A 23,200-nucleotide genomic window follows, 5' to 3' on the forward strand; every position below is an offset into this window, starting at 1 on the left:
TCCATTAATGGCTCCGTCAGAAATTGCTTTGCTCAAAACCTGTACACATTATTTTTTACATTTTGTATTTCCAGTCTTTATAGCACTGGTCTTTTATCCTAAAAACTGGAAGAAGGTATATCTTATTTTATTGGCGACCATGCTGGTAGATCTGGACCACCTTTTTGCCAATCCCATTTTTGATCCGTCACGGGAAAGTATAGGTTTTCACTTTTTACATTCCTATTATGCCATTGCGGTGTATTTTTTGATGTTATTTTTTAGAGGAAATGTCAGAATTATAGGAATTGGATTATTATTTCATATGTTGACGGATTATCAGGACTTTAACTTCTGGCCTCATTAAAATATTATTAATATTTTCTTTTGATATTGAAAATATTATAGATTTTTTGTATTTTGTAGTCACTTTATGAGACCAAAAGAATTTTTACACTACACCTATGTTTTTCCTGTCCTTGCGGTTGTTTACTACTTCTCGGGATTGATGGGAAATGGGGTTGTTTATGATGTTATAGCAGGAATTTTATTAATTGGGAGTGTTTTATCGGCAGTACACCATGCAGAAATGGTTGCCCATAAAGTAGGAGAACCTTTTGGTACCATTATTCTTGCGCTTTGTATTACAATTATTGAAGTAGCATTGATTATCTCACTGATGGTTGCCGGTGGAGATCAGGCGATCACACTGGCCAGAGATACCGTTTTTGCCGCTGTTATGATTATTCTTAACGGTATCTTGGGAATCTGTATATTGGTAGGTGGTGTTAAATATCATGAACAATTCTTCGCCAGAACTTCTGCTACAACATATCTGGTAAGTACCGTCTCAATTCTTATTCTTACTCTTGTCCTTCCAAATTTCACATCAAGTGTCAATGGACCATTCTATAATCAGGCACAGCTTATTTTTGTGTCTATTGCGTGTTTGGTTATCTACGGAGTATTCCTGATGGTACAGACTGTAAGACACAGAAGTTATTTTATCGTTCCTGATGAGCATCCTGAAGAGCATTATATTCCTTCATTACCCAAGACATTGATCAGTTTTGGTTTTCTCGTAGTTTGTTTGGTTATTGTTGTTTTAATGGCAAAAGGACTTTCTGATACTATAGAAGGTATGGTACAGAGTGTAGGGGCTCCAAAATCTTTGGTAGGGGTAATTATTGCGGGTGTGGTACTTCTTCCTGAGGGAGTTGCAGCTATTCGTGCGGCAAGAGCCAATCAGATCCAGTCCAGTTTAAATCTTGCTTTAGGTTCAGCATTGGCAAGTATCGGCTTGACGATTCCTGCAGTTTCTGTAGTATGTATCATGTATGATATCCCATTAGTTCTGGGATTAGATAAAAAAGATATTATTTTGCTCTCTTTATCCGTGTTTATTGTAATGCTTTCATTAAGCCGCGGAAAAACAAATATCCTATACGGAACTGTGTTATTAGTGAATTTGGCAGCATATATCTTTACCGTAATTGTTCCTTAGAGAAAATTATCATCGAACTTCAGAACCAGAATCCAGCTAGAGTCTTCTCGCCAATTCCATTTTAAAAGCCATCAGTTTGGCAATGTTCTCTGATTTGTAGATGGCCATATCAGCATTTTCACCTACGAAATTCTCCTCAATGGTTGTTCTCCATAGCTCAAGCCATTTGTCGAAGTGCTTTTGCTCCATAGCCTGTATTTCATTAATCGGAAAATGTACACCCATAGGGTTTCCTTTGTAGGTCATTTGCCCAAAAAGAATAGACTCCCAAAAAGAATACATTTTTGGAAGGTGTTTATCCCAATCAACTTTAGCAATATCATTGAAGAAGAAACTAATCGTTTCATCCTTTACTACTTTGGCATAAAATGAATTAACCAGGTGTTCAATATCTTCTCTTGATTCAAGCTTTTTCATGTTCCAAATTTACTGTAAATTCAAATTGAATGAGTAAAGGTTTCAATTGATAAAATTCATGAAAACAATATTTTATCTTTGTATCCGGAAACGGGGTGAGATTCATGGTGGGTAATTAAGTTCTTCAATAATAAATGATATAAGATGACAAGAGGATTCAGAAAAAAGATCCGTCAGAAAAACACTGAGAATAGTGGTTTCGGAAGCAATGCCTCAGGAAGATTCATCAATAAAGATGGTCTCCCGAATGTGAAGAGAACAGGGGTGAATGTTTTCAACAGTCTTAGTTGGTATCATACCATGCTGAATCTGTCCTCATTTCGTTTTATTTCGTATCTCGTCGTAGCATATATTGTGATCAACCTCATATTTGCCATGATTTATTACCTGATTGGAGTAGAGCATCTTACCGGAATAGATAAAAGTGATCCATTGAATGAATTTATTGATGTTTTCTTTTTCAGTTCACAGACATTTACTACTGTAGGATATGGAAGAATTGCTCCTGTTGGTTTTTTGGCTAGTTTAGTGGCCACTTTTGAAGCTTTTCTGGGATTGCTTACCTTTGCCATTGCAACGGGACTCTTCTATGGGAGATTTTCAAGACCGAGAGCTTATTTAAGGTTCTCAGATATTGCAGTAATTGCACCTTTTGAAGAAAGTACGGCTCTCATGTTCAGATTAGCACCTTATAAAAATAATGCACTGACAGATGCTGATGTGATTGTGTCTACAGCTATCGAAGTAATTGATAACGAGGTTTCTAAGAGTAATTTTTACAGGTTGGAAACACACTTAAGTAAAATCAATACGCTGGCTCTAAATTGGACGGTTGTGCATAAAATAAATGAAAGTTCACCGTTTTTCGGTTTCTCTGAGGACGATTTTAAAAGTACAGATATCGAGATCATTGTTCAGGTAAGGGCATTTGATGAAGTCTTTTCAAATACCGTGGTTCAGAGATCTTCGTATGTGACGGGTGAGATTGTATACGGGGCGAAATTTGTTCCTATGTATTACCCTGATAAAAAGAATATTGCTACCATTTTAGATCTGGATAAGATCAATGAATATCAAAGAGCTGACCTTCCGATGCAGGCAGGAAATAAAGAATAAATGAATTTAGATTTTTATAAAAAGCAAGCTTTACAAAAGCAGAAAGAACATAAAAAATTTCTGGACGGATTAAAGAAAAAACCGCCCAAAAATCTCGATTATATAGTACAGGAGACTCATGATGAAGTTTTTGATGAAATAGACTGTTTGCAGTGTGCCAATTGCTGTAAAACCACAGGACCATTATATACTGAGAAGGATATTGAGCGTATTGCCAAACACCTGCGTATGAAATCAGCTGATTTTGAAACTAAGTTCTTAAGAGTGGATGAAGACAATGACAAAGTGCTACAGAACCTTCCGTGTTTTTTTCTGAATGATGACAATACCTGTTCTATCTATGAAGTAAGACCAAAAGCCTGCAGAGAATATCCTCATACTGATCGTAAAAAAATTTACCAGATCAATAATCTGATGTTGAAAAATACGGTGATTTGTCCTGCCGCTTTTGAGTTTGTGGAGAAAATGATGAAGAATGTCGGAAAATAATTGTTAAGAAAATCAAGCTGGAGGATGGGAAATAAAAATGCTGTGGACATCTAATTAATACTTGTTATTTGATTAAATATTGTTTAAAAAGTTCTTCTTTCAGCCTACAGTTTTCCAATTATTGATTTTGTAAAATCCTCTTAAATAATGATAAAGTACGTTAAATAAGTGATTTACGCATAATTTTAATAAATGATATTTCGTTTAAGTTAAACAATCATTTAAATATTACATTATGAAAAAGTTATTTTTAACGGCAGCATTTGCATTAGTCGGAGCCATCACAGTATCGGCTCAAACACAAACTCAGAAGCCAGCTGAAAGCACGACGAATTCCCAAACAACAACGCAAACTCAACCACAGACAACGGAAACCAAAACGGATTGGAGTTCTACCACTACTAATGGGAAGAATCAAAGTACCAGTACAACGGAAGCTTCAACAGCAACACCTGTAGCTGAAGCCACCGTTAGTACAGGAACTACGATGGAAGCTACAAAGCCTGCGGAAGGAACAAAAGAAGAAAAGAAATCTAAAAAGAAAAAGTGATAGTACTTTAGCAAACACTAGTCTGAATCCTGAAATCCTGTATTTCAGGATTTTTTTGTAAGTACTTCATTTTTGGAATCACTCACTATATTATTTACGTATATTTCAGATTTAAAAATATAACCCAACTATTTGGGCCCAACTTAATTTTTTTAATGAAAAGATTAAACCCTTCCATTAAGCATCATTTACTGATAGGAGCTTTCCTCAGTATATGGCTTTTCATTTTCGCTTTTTTTATAAGACCATTTGATGATGGAACGATCAGTTTTAAGATGTGGACGATAATTAGCATAGGATTTAGTGTAATTGCATTCTTATGTTATGGGATAATCGCTATTCTTCAGAAAAGGGTTTATGATAAACTATTAAAATGGAATATCGGATTTGAAGTAATAAGTATTCTTTTTTTTCAACTTCTTTTTTGGGTTGGTACTTATTGTTTTTATAAAAGTCCTGTTTTGAATGGAGGATATGATTTTTTTAAGTTTTTGAAGGTAATAATTCTTAAATCAGCTTTGATTTCAACACCCATAATCATTCTGGCAAGAATATATATTGTTTCATTAATTCCTGTAAAAGACGATACAATCATTATAAGAGGTGAAAATAAGCTTGATATTTTAAAAATTAAAAAAAGTGATGTGATCTGTGTTTCTAATTCACAAAATTATGTCGAAATTTTCTTTCTCGACGGAAGTGAATTAAAAGTAAAACTCATTCGCAGTACACTTAAAAAAGTTCAGAATGACTTTGAATTTTTGATCCAGATCCATCGTTCACACCTGATCAATCCATCCCATTTTAAAGCTTGGAAAAATGCTGATACCATTTATCTTACTCAAATTGAACTTCCTGTTTCTAAAAATTACAGGGAACGTTTATTATCCTTATAATTTCCGTACCTAAAACCGCGTATTTCATACCTAATCCCTGAAATTACCTTACAGAAAGGTTTTTTTGTTTTTATTTTGCCTTCCAAAGAAAAATAAATATATATGAAAAAGCTTTGGATTAGGAGAGTTCTGTATTCGGTTATAGCATTGCTTGGTGTTCTTATTTGTGTTTTTATTTGGGCAGATCATGAATTAAATAAAGTCATGGGCAAGTCTACTAAGGTTATTGATTTTTCTTCATTTATCAAATCATCCCAAATCGTTCAGATAAGAAATGCTAATGTCCTTTCAGAAGATTGTACCCATTTCATTAAAAACCAAGATGTACTCATTAAAGATGGTATGATTGTTCAATTAAGTGAAAACCTGGTTATAAATAAAGATGCTGCTCTTATTGATGGTACAGACAAATATCTTATTCCGGGGCTTGTAGACAGCCATGCTCATTTACAAGAAAGTAAGAATGACTTATTTTTATACTTGGCGAATGGGGTTACCTATATTAGAGATATGGCAGGAAGGCATGTTGTATTGGAATGGAGAAAGTCAATACAGAAAAATGGCCTCGGCCCACGAATGTTTATTGCATCCCGGCCTATATATAGCGAAAGCGGTTTGATGGGTTATTATTATGCGTGGACAAGGAAGACCGTCGACTATTCAAATAAAGAAGATGCTCAAAAAGGCATAAAAAAAATAAAAGAACAAGGTTATGATGCTATTAAAATGTATGGTTTTGTAAATCCAGAGATGTTTAAAACAACCCTTGAAATTGCTAAAGAAAATAATATTCCGGTGATTGGTCATATCCCTTTAGTTAATTTAGATACCTTTTATCAATCGGGTCAAAAAGAAGTAGCTCATATTGAAGAAATAACCAAGAAAACTATTGAAGATTTTGGAAAGTCAATAGCTAAAAATCCTAATGAATATCTTGCATTTTTAAAAGTACGTTCAGCCCAAATTGCGAAAAACCTAAAACAGAATGATATTAGTGTTACTTCAACGGTTTGGTTGTGTGAAAGTTTTGTAGGGCAAAGATTTAATTTAAAATCTAAACTTAAAGAAATAGAATTAAAATATGTCAATCCGAAGATTGTTGAAGGAACTCCATTGTACAAATCCGGCTGGCTGCCTGGTAGAAATGGATATGAGTATAATGGAAAAGATGATCCGGGTGCAAGAAAATTATCATTGACATATTGGAAGACCTATGCAGAGGCCATTCATATTATGACAAAAACACTGGTAGATCACAAAGTTTCCATTATGGCCGGAACAGATGCTACTGTAGCAACCGTTGTTCCTGGATTTTCTCTTCATGATGAATTAGAATCATTATCTAAATCCGGAATGACCAATTCACAAGCCATTTATTCTGCTACTGTGGAGCCCGGTCAATGGATGAAAAGTAAAACCGGGAAGATAAAAATAGGCTACCATTCGGATTTAGTTCTGCTTAGTAATAATCCATTAGAAGATATTAGAAATACAAAGGCTATTGAGTATGTATTTTTTAATCAACATATAATTAATAAAACTCAGATTAAAATGATTCTGAAAGCTATAGAAGATGCTAATAATGAAAATAGGAGCATAGAAATTGACGAATACTTAAAATAAAAAAGCGCTGCATATAGCAGCGCTTTCTCCTTTCACTTTTTACTTTTTTCCCATTATCCCGGGAACAGGCTGTATCAAAAAAGGTCGGGATTTTTCCCAACCTTTATATTTTTGTGTTACACAACTCCTTGAGCTAACATTGCTTCTGCTACTTTTACGAAGCCGGCAATATTGGCACCTTTTACGTAGTTTACATAACCGTCTTCGTCTTTTCCGTAGTCTCTACAAGCTTTGTGGATACCGATCATGATTTCCTTTAATCTTGCGTCAACTTCTTCAGAAGTCCAGTTAAGACGGATAGAGTTCTGAGTCATTTCTAATCCTGATGTTGCAACACCTCCGGCGTTGGATGCTTTACCAGGAGAGAATAACACTTTATTGTCTAAGAAATAGTTGATTGCATCTAGTGTAGAAGGCATATTAGCCGCTTCAGTTACACAAAGACACCCGTTTTCAACTAATTTTCTTGCATCATCTAAATCTAATTCGTTTTGCGTTGCAGAAGGGAATGCTACGTCACACTTCACTTCCCAAGGACGTTTTCCAGCGTGGAATTCAGCAGATGGATATTTTTTAGCATAGTCCTCAGCTCTGTTGTTTCCAGAAGCTCTAAGTTCTAATAAATAGTCAATTTTTTCTCCACTGATACCATCTTTATCATAGATATATCCATCAGGACCAGAAAGTGTTACCACTTTTGCTCCAAGCTCAGTTGCTTTTTTGATAACTCCCCAAGCCACGTTTCCGAAACCTGATACAGTTACTGTTTTTCCTTGGAAATTCTGTCCGATTGTTTTAAGCATTTGCTCAGCGAAGTATACCACCCCGTATCCTGTCGCTTCAGGACGGATTAATGAACCTCCATAAGCAAGACCTTTTCCTGTAAGAACTCCAGTAAATTCATTTCTGATTTTCTTGTATTGTCCGAATAAATAACCGATTTCTCTTGCTCCTACACCGATATCTCCTGCAGGTACGTCTGTTTCAGGACCGATGTGCTTACATAATTCTGTCATGAAAGCCTGGCAGAAACGCATTACTTCCATATCAGATTTTCCTTGTGGATCGAAATCTGAACCTCCTTTACCACCACCCATTGGAAGAGTAGTTAAAGAGTTTTTGAACACTTGTTCGAAAGCTAAGAACTTCAGAACTGATAAGTTTACAGTAGGGTGGAAACGAATTCCTCCTTTGTATGGTCCAATAGCAGAGTTCATTTGGATTCTGAAACCTCTGTTAACCTGAATCTCTCCTTTATCATCAACCCATGGAACTCTGAAGATAATAATTCTTTCAGCTTCAGCCATTCTTTCAAGCAGCTTCATTCCGGTATATTCTTTTCTCGTAGCAATGAATGGAATTACAGTTACGGCAACTTCTTTTACAGCCTGTAAGAATTCCGGTTCGTTAGGATTTTTTGCTTCAATTTTTGCAATAAACTCTTGGATTTTCTGGTCAATATTATATTGTTCCATATATTAAGGTTGAATATTATTGTCAACAAATTTAATTTTTTTTTCAAGATTCACAACACTCTATTTTAAGATTGTTAAAAATTAAATAATAATGTTTGGAAATATTATTAAATTAATAATTTATGATTAAAATTTATTAAAAATGAAATGTTATGTGTGAAATAATGCAGTATTAAGAAATCGTTAATTCTTAATTTGCAATAAATTGTCTCCCGGAAAATGATTTTACTTTCCCTAAAAGTTCTAATTCTAAAATAATTGGTAATATTTTATGCGATGAAAGGTCAATTTCCTGTGCAAGATCGTCCAGAGAAATCTGTGGATTTTGCTTAATGAATTGATAAATATTTTCCTGATTGTCAGTTAATTGTGTTGTTGTTTCGCTATGAGGAAAAAGCTCAGCAATTTTTTCTTTTGGATTATGGAGGCCAAGCATACTGATAAGATCTTTGATGGTAGAAATAGCTGTCGCTTTGTTATGCAAAATCAATTGATTACAGCCTTGGCTGTGAACATCTGTAATTTTCCCCGGAAGAGCAAAGACCTCTCTGTTATAATCATTGGCGAAAGCTGCAGTACTTACAGATCCGCCTCCAAATCCTGTTTCTACTACAATGGTTGCGGGAGAAAGTCCTGCCACGATTCTATTTCTCTGAATAAAATTTTCACGATCCGGCTTTCTTGCCGAACTGAATTCTGTTAATAAAACACCGCCCTCCTGAAGAATTTTTTCTGAAAGTTTTCTGTTTTTGGCAGGATATAAGAACTCAAAACCATGGGCAAGAACTGCGATGGTTGGTTTCTGACTACAGATAGACTGCTCATGAACCTCTTTGTCTACTCCTAAAGCAAGACCACTTACAGAAACATATTCTGAAGATTGAGTGGCTTCAAAAAAATCGGCAATAAACTGTTTTCCGTAAGAAGTCATATTTCGGGTTCCAACAATGCTTATCTTTTGAAGTGGCTTATCAATGTTTCCTTTTTGATATACAATTGCAGGAGCATCAATACATTCGTTAAGAAGGCTGGATACCTCATCAAGGTGTCTTAATTTGATTTGGATATTGTTCTTTTCGCAAAATGACAGTTCTTTTTCTGCAAACTTCAGATAATTTTCATTCCCAATGTCAGCAACTGTTCTTTGTCCAATGCCTTCTAGTTTTTTGTATTCTCTTTTTGCTTTTTTCCATGCATTTTCTGCACTTCCAAAAGTTCTTATAAGTTTATAGAAATTGATGTCGCCAATCTGACTGCTTTCGCGCAATGCGATGGCATATAAATATTCTTCGGAAATCATGTGTGCTTTTTATCAAATGTAATGAAATAAGTTTTATTTTCCTCTTAATTTATCCAAATGATCCCAGATATCATCTCTTTTTTTATATGGGAGTTCCATAAAGTCTTCCGGGTGGTTTTCTTTGTATTCCTGCCAAAGCTTATCATCCTTTTCACTATAATAATTAGGATATTCCCAAATGAATTTTTTCTTTTTCTCTCCTACATTCTTAAAAGCAAAAGCAATAATACTTCCTACAATAGCCCCGGAAAGGTGAGCCTGCCATGATATTTTACTAGGTTCCTGCATATTATAGAACAGTTCTTCGGGAAGCATTCCCCATACTAAACTTCCATAATATAAAACAACCAGTAAGGAAATAGTCAGAAATTTCATATTCCATTTAAAAACCCCACTGAAGAAGAGGAAAAAGGCTAATACATATACTACACCACTGGCTCCGATGGTACAGGTGTACATATATTCACCGGTCATAATGTCAATTGGAGGGAGCAACCATACCAAAAGTCCTGTGGCAACCCATCCTATAAAGAACACTTTATTGGCAACTAGGGGATAGAATTGATACAACAGAAACATCAATGCTGCTATGGGAATGGAGTTTCCTATAATATGATCTATATTTCCATGTAATAAAGGAGAGGTTAGTATTCCCAGCAGTCCTTCCGGTACCAATGGAATAATGGCTCCGAAACAACTTCCAAAAAAGCCATGCATCTGTAAAAAATATCCCAACCACATTGCAGATAGCATCAGCAAAGGGTATATAATCGCTTTTTTGGAAATTACATTTTTAAACATGGAGATTGTACGTCAAATCAAAAGCCAATGATAAATTTCGGAAAATTTGGCGATGAAACGGTTTCTACTCTCCTGATTTTAAGACAAAAGGTATTAAATTTAAATTTTAAACCTCTTATTTTGGCATTTGTTTCATTGAAGTATTTTGTTGTCAATAGGTTGAAAACTAGAAAAAGTACATTGTTTAAGGCTAAATTTACCTTTAAAAAAAATTATATTAATATTTTTGCATTGAAATTATCAGAGTAATGAAGAAGTTTTTATTGATTCTTTCCATATTTATGGGGATTTATGCAAGTGCACAAGAAGAGTTGAAAAAAGATTCCGTGAAGGTAGACACAGTAAAATACTGGTCAGTGTTAGGAAAAAACACGGTAATGATTAATCAGGCAGCCTTTTCGAATTGGGTAGGTGGGGGAGCCAATAACGTTGGTTGGTTGGCTGGTGCCAATTACAATATTACCTATGAAAAAGATAATGATCTTTGGGAAAATATTATTATTCTTGGGTATGGGCAGAATGATACTAAAGGGCTGGGCGTAAGAAAAACCCAAGACGTCATCAACGTTTCTACAAACTACGGGCGAAAGTTTTCCAAGAGTTGGTACTTTTCTTTAGGAGCAGGCTTTCAGTCTCAGTTTGCCCCTGGATATGAGGACGGAAATAATCCGGAAGCCAAGAAAATTTCAAATTTCATGGCACCTGGTTACATGAATGTCGGGATGGGTATCACGTACAGACCCAATGACAATCTTACAGTAACCTTACGTCCTACCAATGCCAGATGGACATTTGTCTTAGATAAAGAACTTCAGTTTGCAGGCAGTTATGGTTTGAAAAGTGATGGTGATTCTTCTCTTTTCCAGTTTGGTTTCTTGGGAACAGCAATCTATAAGCTGAAAATCATGGAAGATGTTCATTTGACAAATACAGCTTCAATCTTTTCCAATTACCTGGACCGTCCCGATAGGCTGGTGTTGGCTTATGGAGCACTTCTGAATCTAAAAGTGAACAAATATATCTCATCCAATATCTCATTAGATTTGCTGTATGATCATAACCAGATTGAAAAAACACAGTTAAAACAAACCCTGGGAATTGGATTTGCTTACACCTTGGATAATGGAGTAAAACGTTCTGATCGTAAAGACAGCCAATGGTGGATTAAAAAATAAACAATCAATATTCAATATTCAATAATAAAAGCACTTCCGCGACGAGGTGCTTTTTTCTTGTTTAAATGTTCAGATTTTAAGTTGTTTTAAGTTTGCTATGGGTGTGATGGCCATTTAAGTGTTTTATTTCCATTTTGTTATAATTGTATTTTCAATTAGGAGCAATTCATTTTAAGGTGAGTTTTATCTTGGCGTAAATTATTATTTATACATTTGTAGGAAATCGTTAATTATGAAAAAAGTTTTATTAATCGCTTCCGTTTCTTTTGGAGCTATGGCCCTGGCCCAGGAAACAAAAACTGATGCTCCTGCAGCAGATAGTGTTAAGGCCTGGTCTATTCAAGGACAAAATACTCTAATGCTTAACCAGGCTGCCTTTTCAAACTGGATAGGTGGGGGAGCCAACAACGTAGGATGGCTTGCCGGTGTCAATTACAATCTTACTTATGAAAAAGGCAAAGACCTTTGGGAAAACATCATTATTCTTGGTTACGGACAAAACAACACTCAAGGTACCGGAGTAAGAAAGACTCAGGATGTTATTAACTTATCTACAAACTATGGTAGAGAGTTTGCTAAACATTGGTATATTTCCGGAGGTATGGGTATTCAGACCCAATTTGCTCCAGGTTATGAAGATGGTAACAATCCTGATGCAAAGAAAATTTCAAACTTTATGGCACCAGGTTACTTGAGCGTTGGGGCAGGGGTTACATATCGTCCGGATGATAATCTTACCGTGACGCTACGTCCTGCAAACGCCAGATGGACCTTTGTTTTGGATAAAGATCTTCAAAAAGCAGGAACTTATGGACTTAAAAATGATGGTGATTCTTCTCTTTTCCAGTTCGGTTTCTTGGGAACAGCCATGTATAAGCTGAAAATTATGGAGAACATCACTTTGCTTAACACGGCTTCCGTATTTTCAAATTACCTGGACCACCCGGAAAGGTTAGTGCTTGGATATAGCGGAATTTTAAGCATGAAGATCAATAAATATATCTCTACGAATGTAACATTGGATCTGTTGTATGACCACAACCAGATATGGAAAACCCAGTTGAAACAAACGTTAGGAGTAGGTTTAGCTTATAATTTTGATAACGGAAAGAAACGTTCAGAAAATAAGGACAACCAAAGCTGGTTAAAGAAATAGCCCAAAAGGGTATAAATATAAAAAGCACTTCGTAAGAAGTGCTTTTTTATTGTCAATTATATAAGGATTAAAATTCTATATCTACTTCCAATTTCTCAGCTAAAAGCTTTGAAATTTTCTCTTTTAGAGGTTCAATATCGATATTCTGCATAGCATCATTAGCAAAGGCATATAAAAGTAGTGCCTGTGCTTCTTTTTTAGAGATTCCTCTTGCTCTCAGATAAAATAGTGCATCTTCATTAAGCTGACCTACTGTACATCCGTGAGAACATTTTACATCATCTGCAAAGATCTCCAATTGAGGTTTGGTATCAATACTTGCCCCCTCGCTTAGCAATACATTATTATTCTGTTGGTAAGCATTGGTTTTCTGAGCGATTTTATCAACAAAAACTTTTCCGTTGAAAACTCCGTGGGCATTACCATCGAAGATTCCTTTATAGTTCTGGTAACTTTCACAGTTCGGGAAGTTGTGGTGAACAGCAGTATGATGATCCACCAACTGATCTTTTCCGATAATTGTGATTCCGTTCATGAATGAATTGATATTTGATCCATTATGAATAAAGTCAAGGTTGTTTCTTACCAATTTTCCTCCAAAAGAGAATGTGTTCACAGTGGTTAAGCTGTCTTTCTCCTGTTTTGCGAAGGTATGATCTACAAGGTAAGAAGTATTGTTGTCGTTCTGAAGTTTGTGCCAGTCTGCTTTTGCATTTGGATAAGTGAAGATTTCTGTCACAGAGTTCGTTAACACATAAGTGTCATCAAAATTATGGTGACTTTCAATAACTTCAACTTTCGCTCCATCTTCTACAATTAGTAAATTTCTTGTATTGTAGAATGTGTTTTCTTCTTGATTTTGAGAAATATAGAAAACATGAATAGGCTTTTCAATCACTACATTTTTAGGAACCTTCAGGAAGAAACCATACTTACAGTACGCAAGATTTAAGTTGGTGAAAGCTAAGTCTTTGGAAGCAATTGTATTGAAGTATTTTTCAAATACCTCTTTATGTTTGTCATCATTCAATGCATAATTGAATGATAGAAATTCAACATTTTCAATAGAAACTTTTGAAAGTTCTTTGTGAAGTTTACCATTTACAAAAACAATCCAATCAAAATTTTCTTCTCCAAGATGCAATTCATCAAACTGCTCTTTAGTGATATTGTGGTTTTCTTTCGGGAAGAAGTTGTAGCTTTTTTCCGTGATCTCCTTTAGATTGGTATATTTATATTCTTCGTCTTTTTTTGTCGGAAAACCCATGTTTTCAAACTTTTGAAGAGCGGCTTTTCTATTGTCGTCCAGAAATCTGTGACGAAGGCTCTCCAAAAACTCATGATGGTTTTCGATGATTTGTTCTTTTAATGCCATTACTGGTATATCTGTGGTTTGCACCATTTTTTCTTTTTATTTTGAACTAAAAATATTGCTGTTCCGAGAAACAGTGAATCCAATTTTTAATATTAGAGATTCTTTTTTGCTACATTTATGAATGACCGCGAAAGTTTTTAATCTCTGAAATAATACTTCTTCTTAGTTAAGAAGCCAGTCGTACCCTTTTTCTTCAAGCTCTAATGCTAAAGATTTATCACCTGTTTTGATGATTTTTCCGTTAGCTAAAACGTGAACGAAATCAGGTTGAATATAGTTAAGCAATCTTTGATAGTGAGTAATCAAAAGAACTGCGTTTCCTTCATTTTTAAAGTGGTTTACCCCATCCGCTACAATTCTTAATGCATCGATGTCTAATCCTGAGTCCGTTTCATCAAGGATAGCCAATTTAGGGTTAAGCATCATCATCTGGAAGATCTCATTTCTTTTTTTCTCCCCTCCAGAGAATCCTTCGTTCAGCGATCTTGAAAGGAAATCTTTCTTGATGCCTAATTTTTCAGATTTTTCACGGATTAATGCAAGCATTTCCTTTGCCGGCATTTCTTCCAATCCATTTGCCTTTCTTGTTTCGTTTAAAGCAGCTTTGATGAAGTTCGTTACAGAAACTCCCGGAATTTCCACGGGATATTGGAAAGATAGGAAGATTCCTTTGTGTGCTCTGTCTTCAGGAGCATCTTCAATGATATCTTCTCCTTGGAAAAGAATCTCTCCACCTGTTACTTCGTAATCTTCTTTACCTGCGATTACAGAAGAAAGGGTAGATTTACCAGCTCCGTTTGGCCCCATGATAGCGTGAACTTCGCCTGGCTTTATTTCAAGGTTAATTCCTTTTAATATTTCTGCGCCGTCTTCAATTTTGGCGTGAAGGTCTTTAATTTGTAACATTCTTGCTAACTTTTTCTTTTTATAATTGTACTAGCTTCCTCTGTATGTGGAATATCCATAAGGTGATAAAGTGATGGGAACATGATAATGCTCATTATCTTTTATCTTGAATATTACTTCAATAGATGGATAGAAGCTTTCTATATTTTTATGTTTGTAATAATCCTCTATAAAGAATACAAGTTTGTATTTTCCATTATTACCGGCCTTTTGATATGGTAAAAAATCTGAAACCCTGCCATTATTATCAGTTTGCTTTTTACCAAGAGAAACCCATTGTTTAGTAGTTTCATTATATTTTTCCAGCTGTATTTCAACTTTTCCTGCAGGTTGTCCCTGTGAGATGTCAAGAATATGACTTGAAAGTTGAAATCCTGCTTTTTCCTGAGCGGAAAGGCTTAGAAAAATAAATCCAAAAAATACCAGTAATAACTTTTTCATAGGAATTATCTTTTCAACGGATTATCCAACTGATCCTTCTAATGAAATTTCAAGTAGTTTTTGTGCTTCGATAGCAAATTCCATTGGAAGTTTATTTAAAACCTCTTTACTGAATCCATTTACGATAAGAGCAATGGCTCTTTCTGTATCAATACCTCTCTGGTTACAGTAGAAAATCTGATCTTCTCCAATTTTCGAAGTGGTTGCTTCGTGTTCCAACTGTGCGGTAGGATCTTTAATTTCAATATAAGGGAATGTGTGTGCTCCACATTCATTACCCATCAATAAAGAATCACACTGAGAGAAGTTTCTTGCTCCTTTTGCAGAAGGCATTACTTTTACCTGTCCTCTGTAGGAGTTTTGAGATTTTCCTGCAGAGATCCCTTTAGAAATGATCGTTGACTTGGTATTTTTTCCAATGTGGATCATTTTTGTTCCTGTATCTGCATATTGGTGATTGTTCGTTACAGCGATAGAGTAGAACTCTCCGATGGAGTTGTCACCTTTCAAAATACAAGAAGGGTATTTCCACGTTACAGCAGAACCTGTTTCAACCTGCGTCCATGAGATTTTTGCACTTCTTTCGCAAAGACCTCTTTTCGTTACAAAGTTGAATACCCCTCCTTTTCCTTCTTCATTACCAGGATACCAGTTCTGTACCGTTGAATATTTGATTTCAGCATTGTCTAGTGCAATTAATTCCACAACTGCAGCGTGAAGCTGGTTTTCGTCTCTTGACGGAGCTGTACATCCTTCAAGATAAGAAACATAACTTCCTTCATCAGCAATCACAAGCGTTCTTTCAAACTGTCCTGTTCCCGCCTGGTTGATACGGAAGTAAGTGGAAAGTTCCATTGGACATTTTACACCCTTAGGAATATAACAGAAACTTCCATCAGAGAATACTGCGGAATTCAGTGCTGCATAGAAGTTATCTCCTCTAGGAACTACTTTTCCAAGATATTTTCTTACTAAATCAGGATGGTTTTTAATAGCCTCAGAAATAGAGCAGAAAATAATTCCTTTTTCTGCCAATGTATCCTGGAATGTTGTTTTCACAGAAACAGAGTCTATTACAATATCTACAGCAACTCCTGAAAGTCTTTTTTGCTCCTCAATATTAATCCCTAGCTTTTCGAAAGTTTTCAATAATTCAGGGTCTACCTGATCAAGGCTTTCCAGTTCAGGTTTTGCTTTTGGAGCTGCGTAATAACGAATCGCTTGAAAATCTGGTTTTTCATATTTAATGTTAGCCCAGGTAGGCTCCACCATTTTTAACCAGATTTTGAAAGATTCCAGACGCCATTCAGTCATCCATTCCGGCTCCTCTTTTTTCGCGGAGATGGCACGGACGATATCCTCATTTAAACCAATCGGGAAATCTTCATAATCAATTTTGGTTTCCCAACCGAATTCATATTTTTTATTTTCTAGATCGACTCTTAAATCGTCTTCAGTATATTTACTCATTATAATTTTTTAGATTTCAGATTTTAGACTTCATTTTTTATCTGAGGTCTAGTATCTTATGTCTTTTCTCTAAAGACTAAATGATTCTCCACATCCACATGTTCTGGATGCGTTCGGGTTGTTGAAAACAAACCCTTTCCCGTTCAATCCTCCTGAATATTCAAGAGTTGTTCCTGCTAAATAAAGGATGGATTTTTTGTCTATAATAATTTTAATGTTATTATCTTCAAAAACCTGATCTGTGTCTGTTTTTTGGTTGTCAAACTTTAAAACATACTCTAAACCAGAGCATCCGCCGCTTTTTACCCCAACTCTTATATAATCTTCAGCAGGGTTAAAACCATCTTCCGTCATTAACTGGATGGCTTTCTCCTTTGCATAGTCTGATACCTTTATCATTGTATTTATTTAGAATGATTTAATGATGCAAAAATACGAACTAATTTCCGCAATCTCAAATCGAAGATATCTATTTTAATGATTCTGATCTTAATAGGCGATTTAAAGTCTGATGATTTGTGTTAAAGTTCTATAAATTTCTCCTTTAAACCGAAGGATCTGCTTTTTGATTTTAACCTTGAATTCTATTTTTTATCTATAAAGAAAATGAATCATGAAACAAAAACTGCTGGTCTTTTGTGTATTGTTTTCGGCCATAATGTCTAATGGACAAACCATAAGATATGTATATGCAACACTGGTGAATCCAGACTCCATTAATCTGGTAAGTATGAAAAGTGAAAGAACTTTTCTGGATATTAAAAACAATAGGTCTTTGTTTATCAGTGAAAATAAATTAATAAGGGATTCTCTTTTGGCTTCTTTTAAATCGCAGGTAAAAGAAACTCATAAAAAAGAAGAAAAAGATTTTTCAAAACTGGAGGGAAGAAGATCTGCTGAACCTACTTTTTTTGAATATTTTATTATTAAGAATGTTCCGGAACAAAAAGTGTACTATTATGATAAAGTAGCCGGGAAACAAATTTATTATCAGGAAGACAGACCTATAAAATGGACTGTTTCGAATATTGTAGAAAAACAAAACGGATATACAGCGCAAAAAGCGGAGGTTAATTTTGGAGGCAGGATCTGGACTGCCTGGTTTACAAAAGATATTCCTGTTTCTGATGGACCTTATAAGTTTTCAGGATTACCGGGACTGATTGTGAAACTGGAAGACGATAAGGGAGATTATAAGTTTGATCTGGTTCAAAAAATAACCATTAATAATGCTTTTGAGGAATCAATCAGTACAGAGGCGAAGCAAAGTACAAGAGTAAATTTTCATGGAGATAAAGCGGCATTAGAATTGGAATTTGGAAAAAACCGTAAAATAATGGCAGGAAATGGAGCTTCTGGTGAGAAGCCTATGGATTTTAATGGAGGCGGAAGACATGGAGGCGGAATGAATGGTGGTGGCATGAGAGGCGGCGGTCATTCAGGCGGAGGAATGCACCGGGGAATGGGCAATAATGGACAGGATTTTCCGATGTCAACTGCCAATATGAGTGATCTTTCTTTTAAAAACGGGATAGGGCAGAACCAAAACCCAATTGAGTTGAATTAAATAAAAAAATATAAATGAAAAAATTAAGTATTATTGCTCTGGCATTGTTTATACAACAGGTTTCTGCACAAGCCAACCGATTTGTATATCAGGTAACGATGAAGCCGGATGCGGAAAATAAAGCAGATATAAAAACTGAAAATGCATATCTTGATATTTCTCAGGATAAATCTGTTTTTTACTCTGAAAACAGAATTAAAAGAGATTCCATTATGCAGAAAGCCTTTCAAGGCGGCGGTGGAAGAGGAAGTATTAACAGGGATCAGATGGAAGGTCTGAGGTCCAATATCAATTATTCTGTAGAAAAAGATAAAGCTAACCAAAAAACTTATTTTAAAGACAGAATAGGACGGGATATTTATTCTTATGAAGAAGACAGGCCTTTAAATTGGAAAATTTCCTCAGAAACCAGAAAAATAGGGGAGTATAAGGTTCAGAAGGCAGAAGCAGATTTTGCAGGAAGAAAATGGACTGCCTGGTTTACTACAGATCTACCCTATCAGGATGGACCTTATAAATTTGGCGGACTTCCGGGACTGATTGTAAAAGTTGAGGATGATAAAGGAGATTATTCCTTTGATCTGATGAAGAATTACAAGATTGCAGAACTTCCTGTTTTAAACCAGTTTGGAAATACCTTAAAAGTAAAAAGAAGTGATTTTGTAAAACAACAGCAAAAGTTTAAAACAGATCCGATGTCATTTATGAATCAGGGATCTGGGGGAATGTCTTCTCCAATGCGAATAGGAGGCGGTGGAAGAGGGCCCGGAGGTGGTGGTGGTAATCAGAACCCAGCTGACATGAGAAAACGAATGGAAGAAAGGGTAAAGGAGGAAGCTAAGAAAAATACGAATCCAATCGAATTGCAATAAATAAAAGCGCCAGTGAGTCATTTCACTGGCGATTATTTTATAATGTAAGTCTATTGACTATTTTAAAAGTTGATTGAAAGTATCCCCTTGTCTGATATCTCCGGTATTATACCCTTTCATAAACCATTCTTTACGCTGAGCAGATGACCCGTGGGTAAAGCTTTCCTGATTGACATATCCCTGTCCTCTTCTTTGGATATTGTCATCCCCAACAGCTTCTGCAGCATCTATAGCAGATTGAATATCTCCGGGTTCCAGAATTTTTTTAGTATCATCAGTACGTTTAGCCCAAACTCCTGCATAAAAATCAGCCTGTAATTCTGTTGCTACGGATACTTTGTTCATTTCAGCCTCAGAATATCTTCCGCTTCTTCTTAAGGCATCTACTTTTTGTGTAGTTCCTAACAGCGTTTGTACATGATGCCCCATTTCATGGGCAAGAACATAAGCTACTGTAAATTCAGTGACCTTGGCGCCAAATCTTTGTTGGAGTTCACTGAAAAAGGCCATATCCATATATATTTTCTGGTCAGCTGGGCAATAAAATGGTCCCATGGCAGACTGTGCTGTTCCACATCCGGAGTTTGTTGTACTTTCGAAAAGTACAATTCTAGGTTCAGAAAAATTCATTCCATTTTCTTTAAAGATCTGGCTCCAGGTTTGGGTATTCCATCCAGACATCATATCAACCATTTCCCCGATTTGTTTTTCCTGTACGGTAAGTTCTCTTTTTTCTCCTGTATTTCCTGAAGACTGTGTGCTCCCGGAATTTAATATACCAGAAGGATCACCTCCCAAAAAGAAAACAATGGCTGCTATAATTAAGGTTCCGAGTCCACCACCAACGATCATACCGCCACCTCCGCCTCCGGAGCCACGGCGATCTTCAACGTTGCCACCTCTGTCGTCTGTCCATCTCATAATAATATGTTTTTGTGTCGTAAATTTATAAAATTAAAGTTTACAACCGTTTATTAAGTTGTGAATGCTTCTATTTATTATTCATTGAATTTCTCCTTCAAGATTCTGTTGTAATATTCTTTATTATGTCCTTCGATATGATTAAGGTAGTTGTATTTCTCCTGAAAATATTGTTTTTGACAGTTTTGTGGCAGATACTGGTTAATTGTATCATCATCGGTATGCTCAACAATAGGGTAAGTAGGAAGTTCTGCTGGTAATAGAGATTTATTTTTTGCTAGAACCTCAATGACGCGATACTGTAAAGACGTCGCACAGCTAAATTTGGGAATATCTGTTTCTATGTATTTTTTGTAATAATAATTAAGTGCTTCTTTTTTGAAGTGTTTATCCTGATGATTGATCGTCGTAAATAAGGTATAAAGCCAATTATATTTGATATAATTTTTTAATCTTCTGATTGAGATCGTCTCCTTCGGAGAAATAATAATATTAGGTAATTCGGTTTTCCTTAAAATGTCTAAAAGTAGTAATTCTGAGGCATTTTTTAATTCACTGCTATTTCTCCTCTGACCTATTTGTTCGTAAGTATTTATTTTTCCAAAAGTATCTATATTTAATTGTTGAGTAATGTATTCATGGCGTTCAGCCTGATCTCCTGTATAAACAAACTTGTTATTCTTTTCTATCGTGATATTTAATTTTTCTGTGGGCTCAAGAAACAGAGTAATATTTTGTATAAACTCATTGAGGGTATTTATGGAAACGTTATTAGTTTCTGTAAACTCTTTTTTATCACGGTTGTTGAGAGTAACTTCTTTTTTGCCATTTTTTATAATGATAGGGTTACCTGAGTTATTAGTGATGGTAAGTTTCTGGGCTCTTAATCCTGAAAATAAAAATAAGAGGATGAAAAACATCCTCTTATTTAAAAATGAATAATAATTCATAATATTTTAAAGTATAAAATTCAAGTACTATTAAGTTCTATTCTTGAATTTTTTTATTTTTTTGGTTAATGTTTTCTCCCTTCAAATATAGCTGAAATATCTGTTTAAAGAGAATTTTATTTACCGGTTAAGCTGTTTGGTCTTCAACCAATAAGATGTTGACTGATAAGCTGAAATAGCATCGTCTACCAGCTTCTGATCTGTATTTTTCAATAGTTTTTCGTCATAATACAATTTAAATTCTGGTGCAAGATCACTTTTTTCCAGCTCCAGAGAATATTGTTTTGCTTTTTTAACTGGAGAAATGATGGTTAAACGATTGTCTTTTACAAATCCTAGATCCTGATAAGTCGCAATATAGGCCTTAGGCTGGAATTCAGGTTTAAAAACATCCTGACCTAAGAATTTAGATTGATAACTGAAATTAAGCAATCCGAAAAGAGTAGGCATCACATCGATCTGAGACATCAAAGCATCAAATTTCTGAGGCTGGATAAATCCTTCAGAAAAAATCATCGCTGGAATTCTATACTTATCCATCGGGAGTTCCGTTTTTCCGGCGCTAGAAGCACAGTGGTCTGCAATGATAACAAATACAGTGTTTTTATACCAATCCTGTTTTTTAGCCATATCAAAGAATAGCTTTAGGGAGTAATCTGTATACTTTACTCCTCCTTCACGAGCTTTTGAAGTTCCAGGAATATCAATTCTTCCATCTGGGTAGGTGAAAGGTCTGTGGTTAGAAACGGTCATCCAATGGTTGAAGAACGGTTTTCCTGATTTCGCTTCAGTATTCATTACCTGAATGGCTTTTCTGGCCATATCTTCATCAGCAACACCCCAAACATTGGCAAAGGTAATTTCTTCCGGCTTAAAGTTATTTCTGTCTACAATATCATACCCGTTTCCACTGAAAAAGTCCTGCATATTATCAAAATAACTGTACCCTCCATACAGAAATTTAACATCATACCCTTTAGATTTGAATACGTTTCCTGTAGTAAACTTATTTTTATTATCATTTCTTTTGATAATACTTTCTCCAGCAGTAGGGGGAATACAAAGCGTTAAAGCTTCAAGCCCACGAACAGTTCTGTTTCCTGTAGCATAAAGGTTAGTAAACAACAAAGATTTATCTGCAAGGCTGTCCAGGAATGGGGTAATTTTTTGGGTATTTCCATAATGTTCCATGAAGTCTGCAGAAAGGCTTTCAATAGAGATAAGGACTACATTTTTCTTTGCTTCAGGCTGTTCTGCCACAATACTTCTTGATAAAGTATGTTGTGGATATTGGCTCAGGAAGTTTTTTTCTGCCTGTTGTTGGTTAAGCTGCGAATAAAACTGGAAATAGTCAAGTTCATTATGAGTGAAAGCCCAGTAAAACTTAGGCAGTCCGTTCGCTTCAATTTCATCTGCAAAAACATTATCAGATTTGATCTGCATTAACGACGGTAGTGTCATCAGGCTGATTGCACAAAGTACAGCAAAAGATCCGAGTAAAATCAGTTTTTGTTTAAAATTAGGCAGCTCCAGCAGTTCGTTCTTTGTCTTTTTATAGATAAACCAGGTAATGGTTAATGTAACAATCATTATTCCTGAAAATAAAGGAATAACAGGGTAGCTTTCCATGATATTACCAATGACTTCGTTGGTATATATTAAGTAATCTACTGCGATAAAATTATAACGTACCCCAAATTCATTATAAAAGAAGTATTCACTTACTCCATTGAAGATAATAAGCAATACATACAACAATAGTGTGATAAAATATAAAACATTACGGATCTTGATCCTTTGTGTAGGAAGGAAAAGCATTAAACCAAATAAGAAGGTCTTTATTCCTACAAAAGAAAGGGCTATTTCTGTTACAGAGCCTCCGTATTGTTTGAAAATATTATTTGGAATAAGCCAAATATACAAGAAAAATGCTACTAAGGCTCCAAAAATAATGTATCCATAAGGCTTTTTATATTTTGAGTTCGAAAGGAATAAAAAGTAGAGAGCAAGAATGGCACTGGCTAGGATAAAAACAAAAATATCGTTGATAAGGCCAACAAACAGTACTTTAATGATCTCAAAAAATCCGAAACTGGCGGTAGTGATGGGATGGAAAAAGAATATTGTCCTTATTATCAATGAAATAATCAGATAAAAAACTCCTAAATATAGGAAAGGTTTTATTTTTTTTAGAAACATGGATTTATGGTCTATACG

23 protein-coding genes are annotated in these 23,200 nt (G+C 35.3%); 11 read left to right on the top strand and 12 right to left on the bottom strand.

Annotated elements, in window-relative coordinates; translation table 11 throughout:
* The first annotated feature begins 7 nt into the window (after positions 1–7).
* The gene (locus EL260_RS01540; RefSeq protein ID WP_185145603.1) at positions 8–346 is read left to right on the top strand and encodes a DUF6122 family protein; all 339 of its coding nucleotides are present in this window, start codon (positions 8–10) and stop codon (positions 344–346) included.
* A gap of 66 nt (positions 347–412) precedes the next feature.
* The gene (locus tag EL260_RS01545) at positions 413–1,483 is read left to right on the top strand and encodes a calcium:proton antiporter (RefSeq protein ID WP_123858540.1); all 1,071 of its coding nucleotides are present in this window, start codon (positions 413–415) and stop codon (positions 1,481–1,483) included.
* Positions 1,484–1,519: 36 nt separating this feature from the next.
* Here the strand turns inward: EL260_RS01545 and EL260_RS01550 are convergent, their stop codons facing one another.
* On the bottom strand, positions 1,520–1,900 hold the full coding sequence (locus EL260_RS01550; RefSeq protein WP_123858541.1) for a group III truncated hemoglobin: 381 nt from the start codon (positions 1,898–1,900) through the stop codon (positions 1,520–1,522).
* Positions 1,901–2,044: 144 nt separating this feature from the next.
* Here EL260_RS01550 and EL260_RS01555 point away from each other — a divergent pair, with 144 nt between their 5' ends.
* From EL260_RS01555 to EL260_RS01575, 5 genes are all read left to right on the top strand, one after another.
* Entirely contained in the window at positions 2,045–3,016 is a 972-nt protein-coding gene (locus tag EL260_RS01555; protein ID WP_123858542.1) for an ion channel, read from the top strand.
* Positions 3,017–3,505 carry a YkgJ family cysteine cluster protein gene (locus tag EL260_RS01560; protein WP_123858543.1) on the top strand — a complete coding sequence of 163 codons (489 nt, stop codon included), beginning with the start codon at positions 3,017–3,019 and terminating at the stop codon, positions 3,503–3,505.
* 235 nt (positions 3,506–3,740) lie between these two features.
* On the top strand, positions 3,741–4,055 hold the full coding sequence (locus EL260_RS01565; protein ID WP_123858544.1) for a hypothetical protein: 315 nt from the start codon (positions 3,741–3,743) through the stop codon (positions 4,053–4,055).
* A 155-nt stretch (positions 4,056–4,210) separates the two neighbouring features.
* Entirely contained in the window at positions 4,211–4,951 is a 741-nt protein-coding gene (locus tag EL260_RS01570) for a LytTR family DNA-binding domain-containing protein (protein ID WP_123858545.1), read from the top strand.
* A 102-nt stretch (positions 4,952–5,053) separates the two neighbouring features.
* Positions 5,054–6,574: an amidohydrolase family protein gene (locus EL260_RS01575; protein WP_123858546.1), complete on the top strand. Its 1,521-nt coding sequence runs from the start codon at positions 5,054–5,056 to the stop codon at positions 6,572–6,574.
* Between the two features lie 116 nt (positions 6,575–6,690).
* Here EL260_RS01575 and gdhA read toward each other — a convergent pair whose 3' ends face one another.
* From gdhA to EL260_RS01590, 3 genes are all read right to left on the bottom strand, one after another.
* Positions 6,691–8,049, bottom strand: coding sequence for an NADP-specific glutamate dehydrogenase (gene gdhA / locus EL260_RS01580; RefSeq protein WP_115968363.1), 1,359 nt, complete (start codon positions 8,047–8,049; stop codon positions 6,691–6,693).
* 190 nt (positions 8,050–8,239) lie between these two features.
* Positions 8,240–9,349 (bottom strand): DNA-processing protein DprA, encoded by a 1,110-nt coding sequence (gene dprA / locus EL260_RS01585; protein WP_123858547.1) that lies wholly within the window; start codon positions 9,347–9,349, stop codon positions 8,240–8,242.
* A 33-nt stretch (positions 9,350–9,382) separates the two neighbouring features.
* Positions 9,383–10,150 (bottom strand): rhomboid family intramembrane serine protease, encoded by a 768-nt coding sequence (locus tag EL260_RS01590; protein WP_123858548.1) that lies wholly within the window; start codon positions 10,148–10,150, stop codon positions 9,383–9,385.
* A 248-nt stretch (positions 10,151–10,398) separates the two neighbouring features.
* On the opposite strand from EL260_RS01590, the gene EL260_RS01595 reads away from it, so the two are divergent.
* Both EL260_RS01595 and EL260_RS01600 read left to right on the top strand, forming a co-directional pair.
* Entirely contained in the window at positions 10,399–11,325 is a 927-nt protein-coding gene (locus EL260_RS01595; RefSeq protein ID WP_123858549.1) for a DUF3078 domain-containing protein, read from the top strand.
* Between the two features lie 232 nt (positions 11,326–11,557).
* Positions 11,558–12,481 (top strand): DUF3078 domain-containing protein, encoded by a 924-nt coding sequence (locus EL260_RS01600; protein WP_123858550.1) that lies wholly within the window; start codon positions 11,558–11,560, stop codon positions 12,479–12,481.
* Between the two features lie 67 nt (positions 12,482–12,548).
* Here the strand turns inward: EL260_RS01600 and sufD are convergent, their stop codons facing one another.
* The 5 genes from sufD to EL260_RS01625 form a co-directional block, all read right to left on the bottom strand.
* Positions 12,549–13,856, bottom strand: coding sequence for a Fe-S cluster assembly protein SufD (sufD, locus tag EL260_RS01605; RefSeq protein WP_123860634.1), 1,308 nt, complete (start codon positions 13,854–13,856; stop codon positions 12,549–12,551).
* A 162-nt stretch (positions 13,857–14,018) separates the two neighbouring features.
* Positions 14,019–14,762, bottom strand: a complete 744-nt coding sequence (gene sufC / locus EL260_RS01610) for a Fe-S cluster assembly ATPase SufC (RefSeq protein ID WP_123858551.1) — start codon at positions 14,760–14,762, stop codon at positions 14,019–14,021.
* Positions 14,763–14,792: 30 nt separating this feature from the next.
* Complete coding sequence (gene uraH, locus EL260_RS01615) at positions 14,793–15,203, bottom strand: hydroxyisourate hydrolase (protein WP_123858552.1); 411 nt, start codon at positions 15,201–15,203, stop codon at positions 14,793–14,795.
* A 21-nt stretch (positions 15,204–15,224) separates the two neighbouring features.
* On the bottom strand, positions 15,225–16,673 hold the full coding sequence (gene sufB / locus EL260_RS01620; protein ID WP_123320368.1) for a Fe-S cluster assembly protein SufB: 1,449 nt from the start codon (positions 16,671–16,673) through the stop codon (positions 15,225–15,227).
* 69 nt (positions 16,674–16,742) lie between these two features.
* Positions 16,743–17,072 (bottom strand): HesB/IscA family protein, encoded by a 330-nt coding sequence (locus EL260_RS01625; protein WP_123858553.1) that lies wholly within the window; start codon positions 17,070–17,072, stop codon positions 16,743–16,745.
* 214 nt (positions 17,073–17,286) lie between these two features.
* Here EL260_RS01625 and EL260_RS01630 point away from each other — a divergent pair, with 214 nt between their 5' ends.
* The gene (locus tag EL260_RS01630; RefSeq protein WP_123858554.1) at positions 17,287–18,240 is read left to right on the top strand and encodes a GLPGLI family protein; all 954 of its coding nucleotides are present in this window, start codon (positions 17,287–17,289) and stop codon (positions 18,238–18,240) included.
* A gap of 14 nt (positions 18,241–18,254) precedes the next feature.
* The gene (locus EL260_RS01635) at positions 18,255–19,112 is read left to right on the top strand and encodes a GLPGLI family protein (RefSeq protein WP_123858555.1); all 858 of its coding nucleotides are present in this window, start codon (positions 18,255–18,257) and stop codon (positions 19,110–19,112) included.
* 57 nt (positions 19,113–19,169) lie between these two features.
* Here the strand turns inward: EL260_RS01635 and ypfJ are convergent, their stop codons facing one another.
* The 3 genes from ypfJ to EL260_RS01650 all read right to left on the bottom strand — a co-directional run bounded on the left by ypfJ (position 19,170) and on the right by EL260_RS01650 (position 23,182).
* Positions 19,170–20,033, bottom strand: a complete 864-nt coding sequence (gene ypfJ / locus EL260_RS01640) for a KPN_02809 family neutral zinc metallopeptidase (RefSeq protein ID WP_123858556.1) — start codon at positions 20,031–20,033, stop codon at positions 19,170–19,172.
* Positions 20,034–20,110: 77 nt separating this feature from the next.
* Positions 20,111–20,953: a hypothetical protein gene (locus EL260_RS01645; RefSeq protein WP_123858557.1), complete on the bottom strand. Its 843-nt coding sequence runs from the start codon at positions 20,951–20,953 to the stop codon at positions 20,111–20,113.
* A gap of 150 nt (positions 20,954–21,103) precedes the next feature.
* Positions 21,104–23,182: an LTA synthase family protein gene (locus tag EL260_RS01650; RefSeq protein ID WP_123858558.1), complete on the bottom strand. Its 2,079-nt coding sequence runs from the start codon at positions 23,180–23,182 to the stop codon at positions 21,104–21,106.
* Positions 23,183–23,200 lie beyond the last annotated feature (18 nt).

It is taken from the genome of Chryseobacterium nakagawai (genome assembly GCF_900637665.1).
In the GTDB taxonomy this organism is placed as follows: Bacteria; Bacteroidota; Bacteroidia; order Flavobacteriales; family Weeksellaceae; genus Chryseobacterium; species Chryseobacterium nakagawai.

Coding starts and splice junctions, on each gene's coding strand:
- EL260_RS01540 (WP_185145603.1), top strand. CDS start 8: ATGGCTCCGTCAGAAATTGCTTTGCTCAAAACCTGTACACATTATTTT.
- EL260_RS01545 (WP_123858540.1), top strand. CDS start 413: ATGAGACCAAAAGAATTTTTACACTACACCTATGTTTTTCCTGTCCTT.
- EL260_RS01550 (WP_123858541.1), bottom strand. CDS start 1,900: ATGAAAAAGCTTGAATCAAGAGAAGATATTGAACACCTGGTTAATTCA.
- EL260_RS01555 (WP_123858542.1), top strand. CDS start 2,045: ATGACAAGAGGATTCAGAAAAAAGATCCGTCAGAAAAACACTGAGAAT.
- EL260_RS01560 (WP_123858543.1), top strand. CDS start 3,017: ATGAATTTAGATTTTTATAAAAAGCAAGCTTTACAAAAGCAGAAAGAA.
- EL260_RS01565 (WP_123858544.1), top strand. CDS start 3,741: ATGAAAAAGTTATTTTTAACGGCAGCATTTGCATTAGTCGGAGCCATC.
- EL260_RS01570 (WP_123858545.1), top strand. CDS start 4,211: ATGAAAAGATTAAACCCTTCCATTAAGCATCATTTACTGATAGGAGCT.
- EL260_RS01575 (WP_123858546.1), top strand. CDS start 5,054: ATGAAAAAGCTTTGGATTAGGAGAGTTCTGTATTCGGTTATAGCATTG.
- gdhA (WP_115968363.1), bottom strand. CDS start 8,049: ATGGAACAATATAATATTGACCAGAAAATCCAAGAGTTTATTGCAAAA.
- dprA (WP_123858547.1), bottom strand. CDS start 9,349: ATGATTTCCGAAGAATATTTATATGCCATCGCATTGCGCGAAAGCAGT.
- EL260_RS01590 (WP_123858548.1), bottom strand. CDS start 10,150: ATGTTTAAAAATGTAATTTCCAAAAAAGCGATTATATACCCTTTGCTG.
- EL260_RS01595 (WP_123858549.1), top strand. CDS start 10,399: ATGAAGAAGTTTTTATTGATTCTTTCCATATTTATGGGGATTTATGCA.
- EL260_RS01600 (WP_123858550.1), top strand. CDS start 11,558: ATGAAAAAAGTTTTATTAATCGCTTCCGTTTCTTTTGGAGCTATGGCC.
- sufD (WP_123860634.1), bottom strand. CDS start 13,856: ATGGCATTAAAAGAACAAATCATCGAAAACCATCATGAGTTTTTGGAG.
- sufC (WP_123858551.1), bottom strand. CDS start 14,762: ATGTTACAAATTAAAGACCTTCACGCCAAAATTGAAGACGGCGCAGAA.
- uraH (WP_123858552.1), bottom strand. CDS start 15,203: ATGAAAAAGTTATTACTGGTATTTTTTGGATTTATTTTTCTAAGCCTT.
- sufB (WP_123320368.1), bottom strand. CDS start 16,673: ATGAGTAAATATACTGAAGACGATTTAAGAGTCGATCTAGAAAATAAA.
- EL260_RS01625 (WP_123858553.1), bottom strand. CDS start 17,072: ATGATAAAGGTATCAGACTATGCAAAGGAGAAAGCCATCCAGTTAATG.
- EL260_RS01630 (WP_123858554.1), top strand. CDS start 17,287: ATGAAACAAAAACTGCTGGTCTTTTGTGTATTGTTTTCGGCCATAATG.
- EL260_RS01635 (WP_123858555.1), top strand. CDS start 18,255: ATGAAAAAATTAAGTATTATTGCTCTGGCATTGTTTATACAACAGGTT.
- ypfJ (WP_123858556.1), bottom strand. CDS start 20,033: ATGAGATGGACAGACGACAGAGGTGGCAACGTTGAAGATCGCCGTGGC.
- EL260_RS01645 (WP_123858557.1), bottom strand. CDS start 20,953: ATGTTTTTCATCCTCTTATTTTTATTTTCAGGATTAAGAGCCCAGAAA.
- EL260_RS01650 (WP_123858558.1), bottom strand. CDS start 23,182: ATGTTTCTAAAAAAAATAAAACCTTTCCTATATTTAGGAGTTTTTTAT.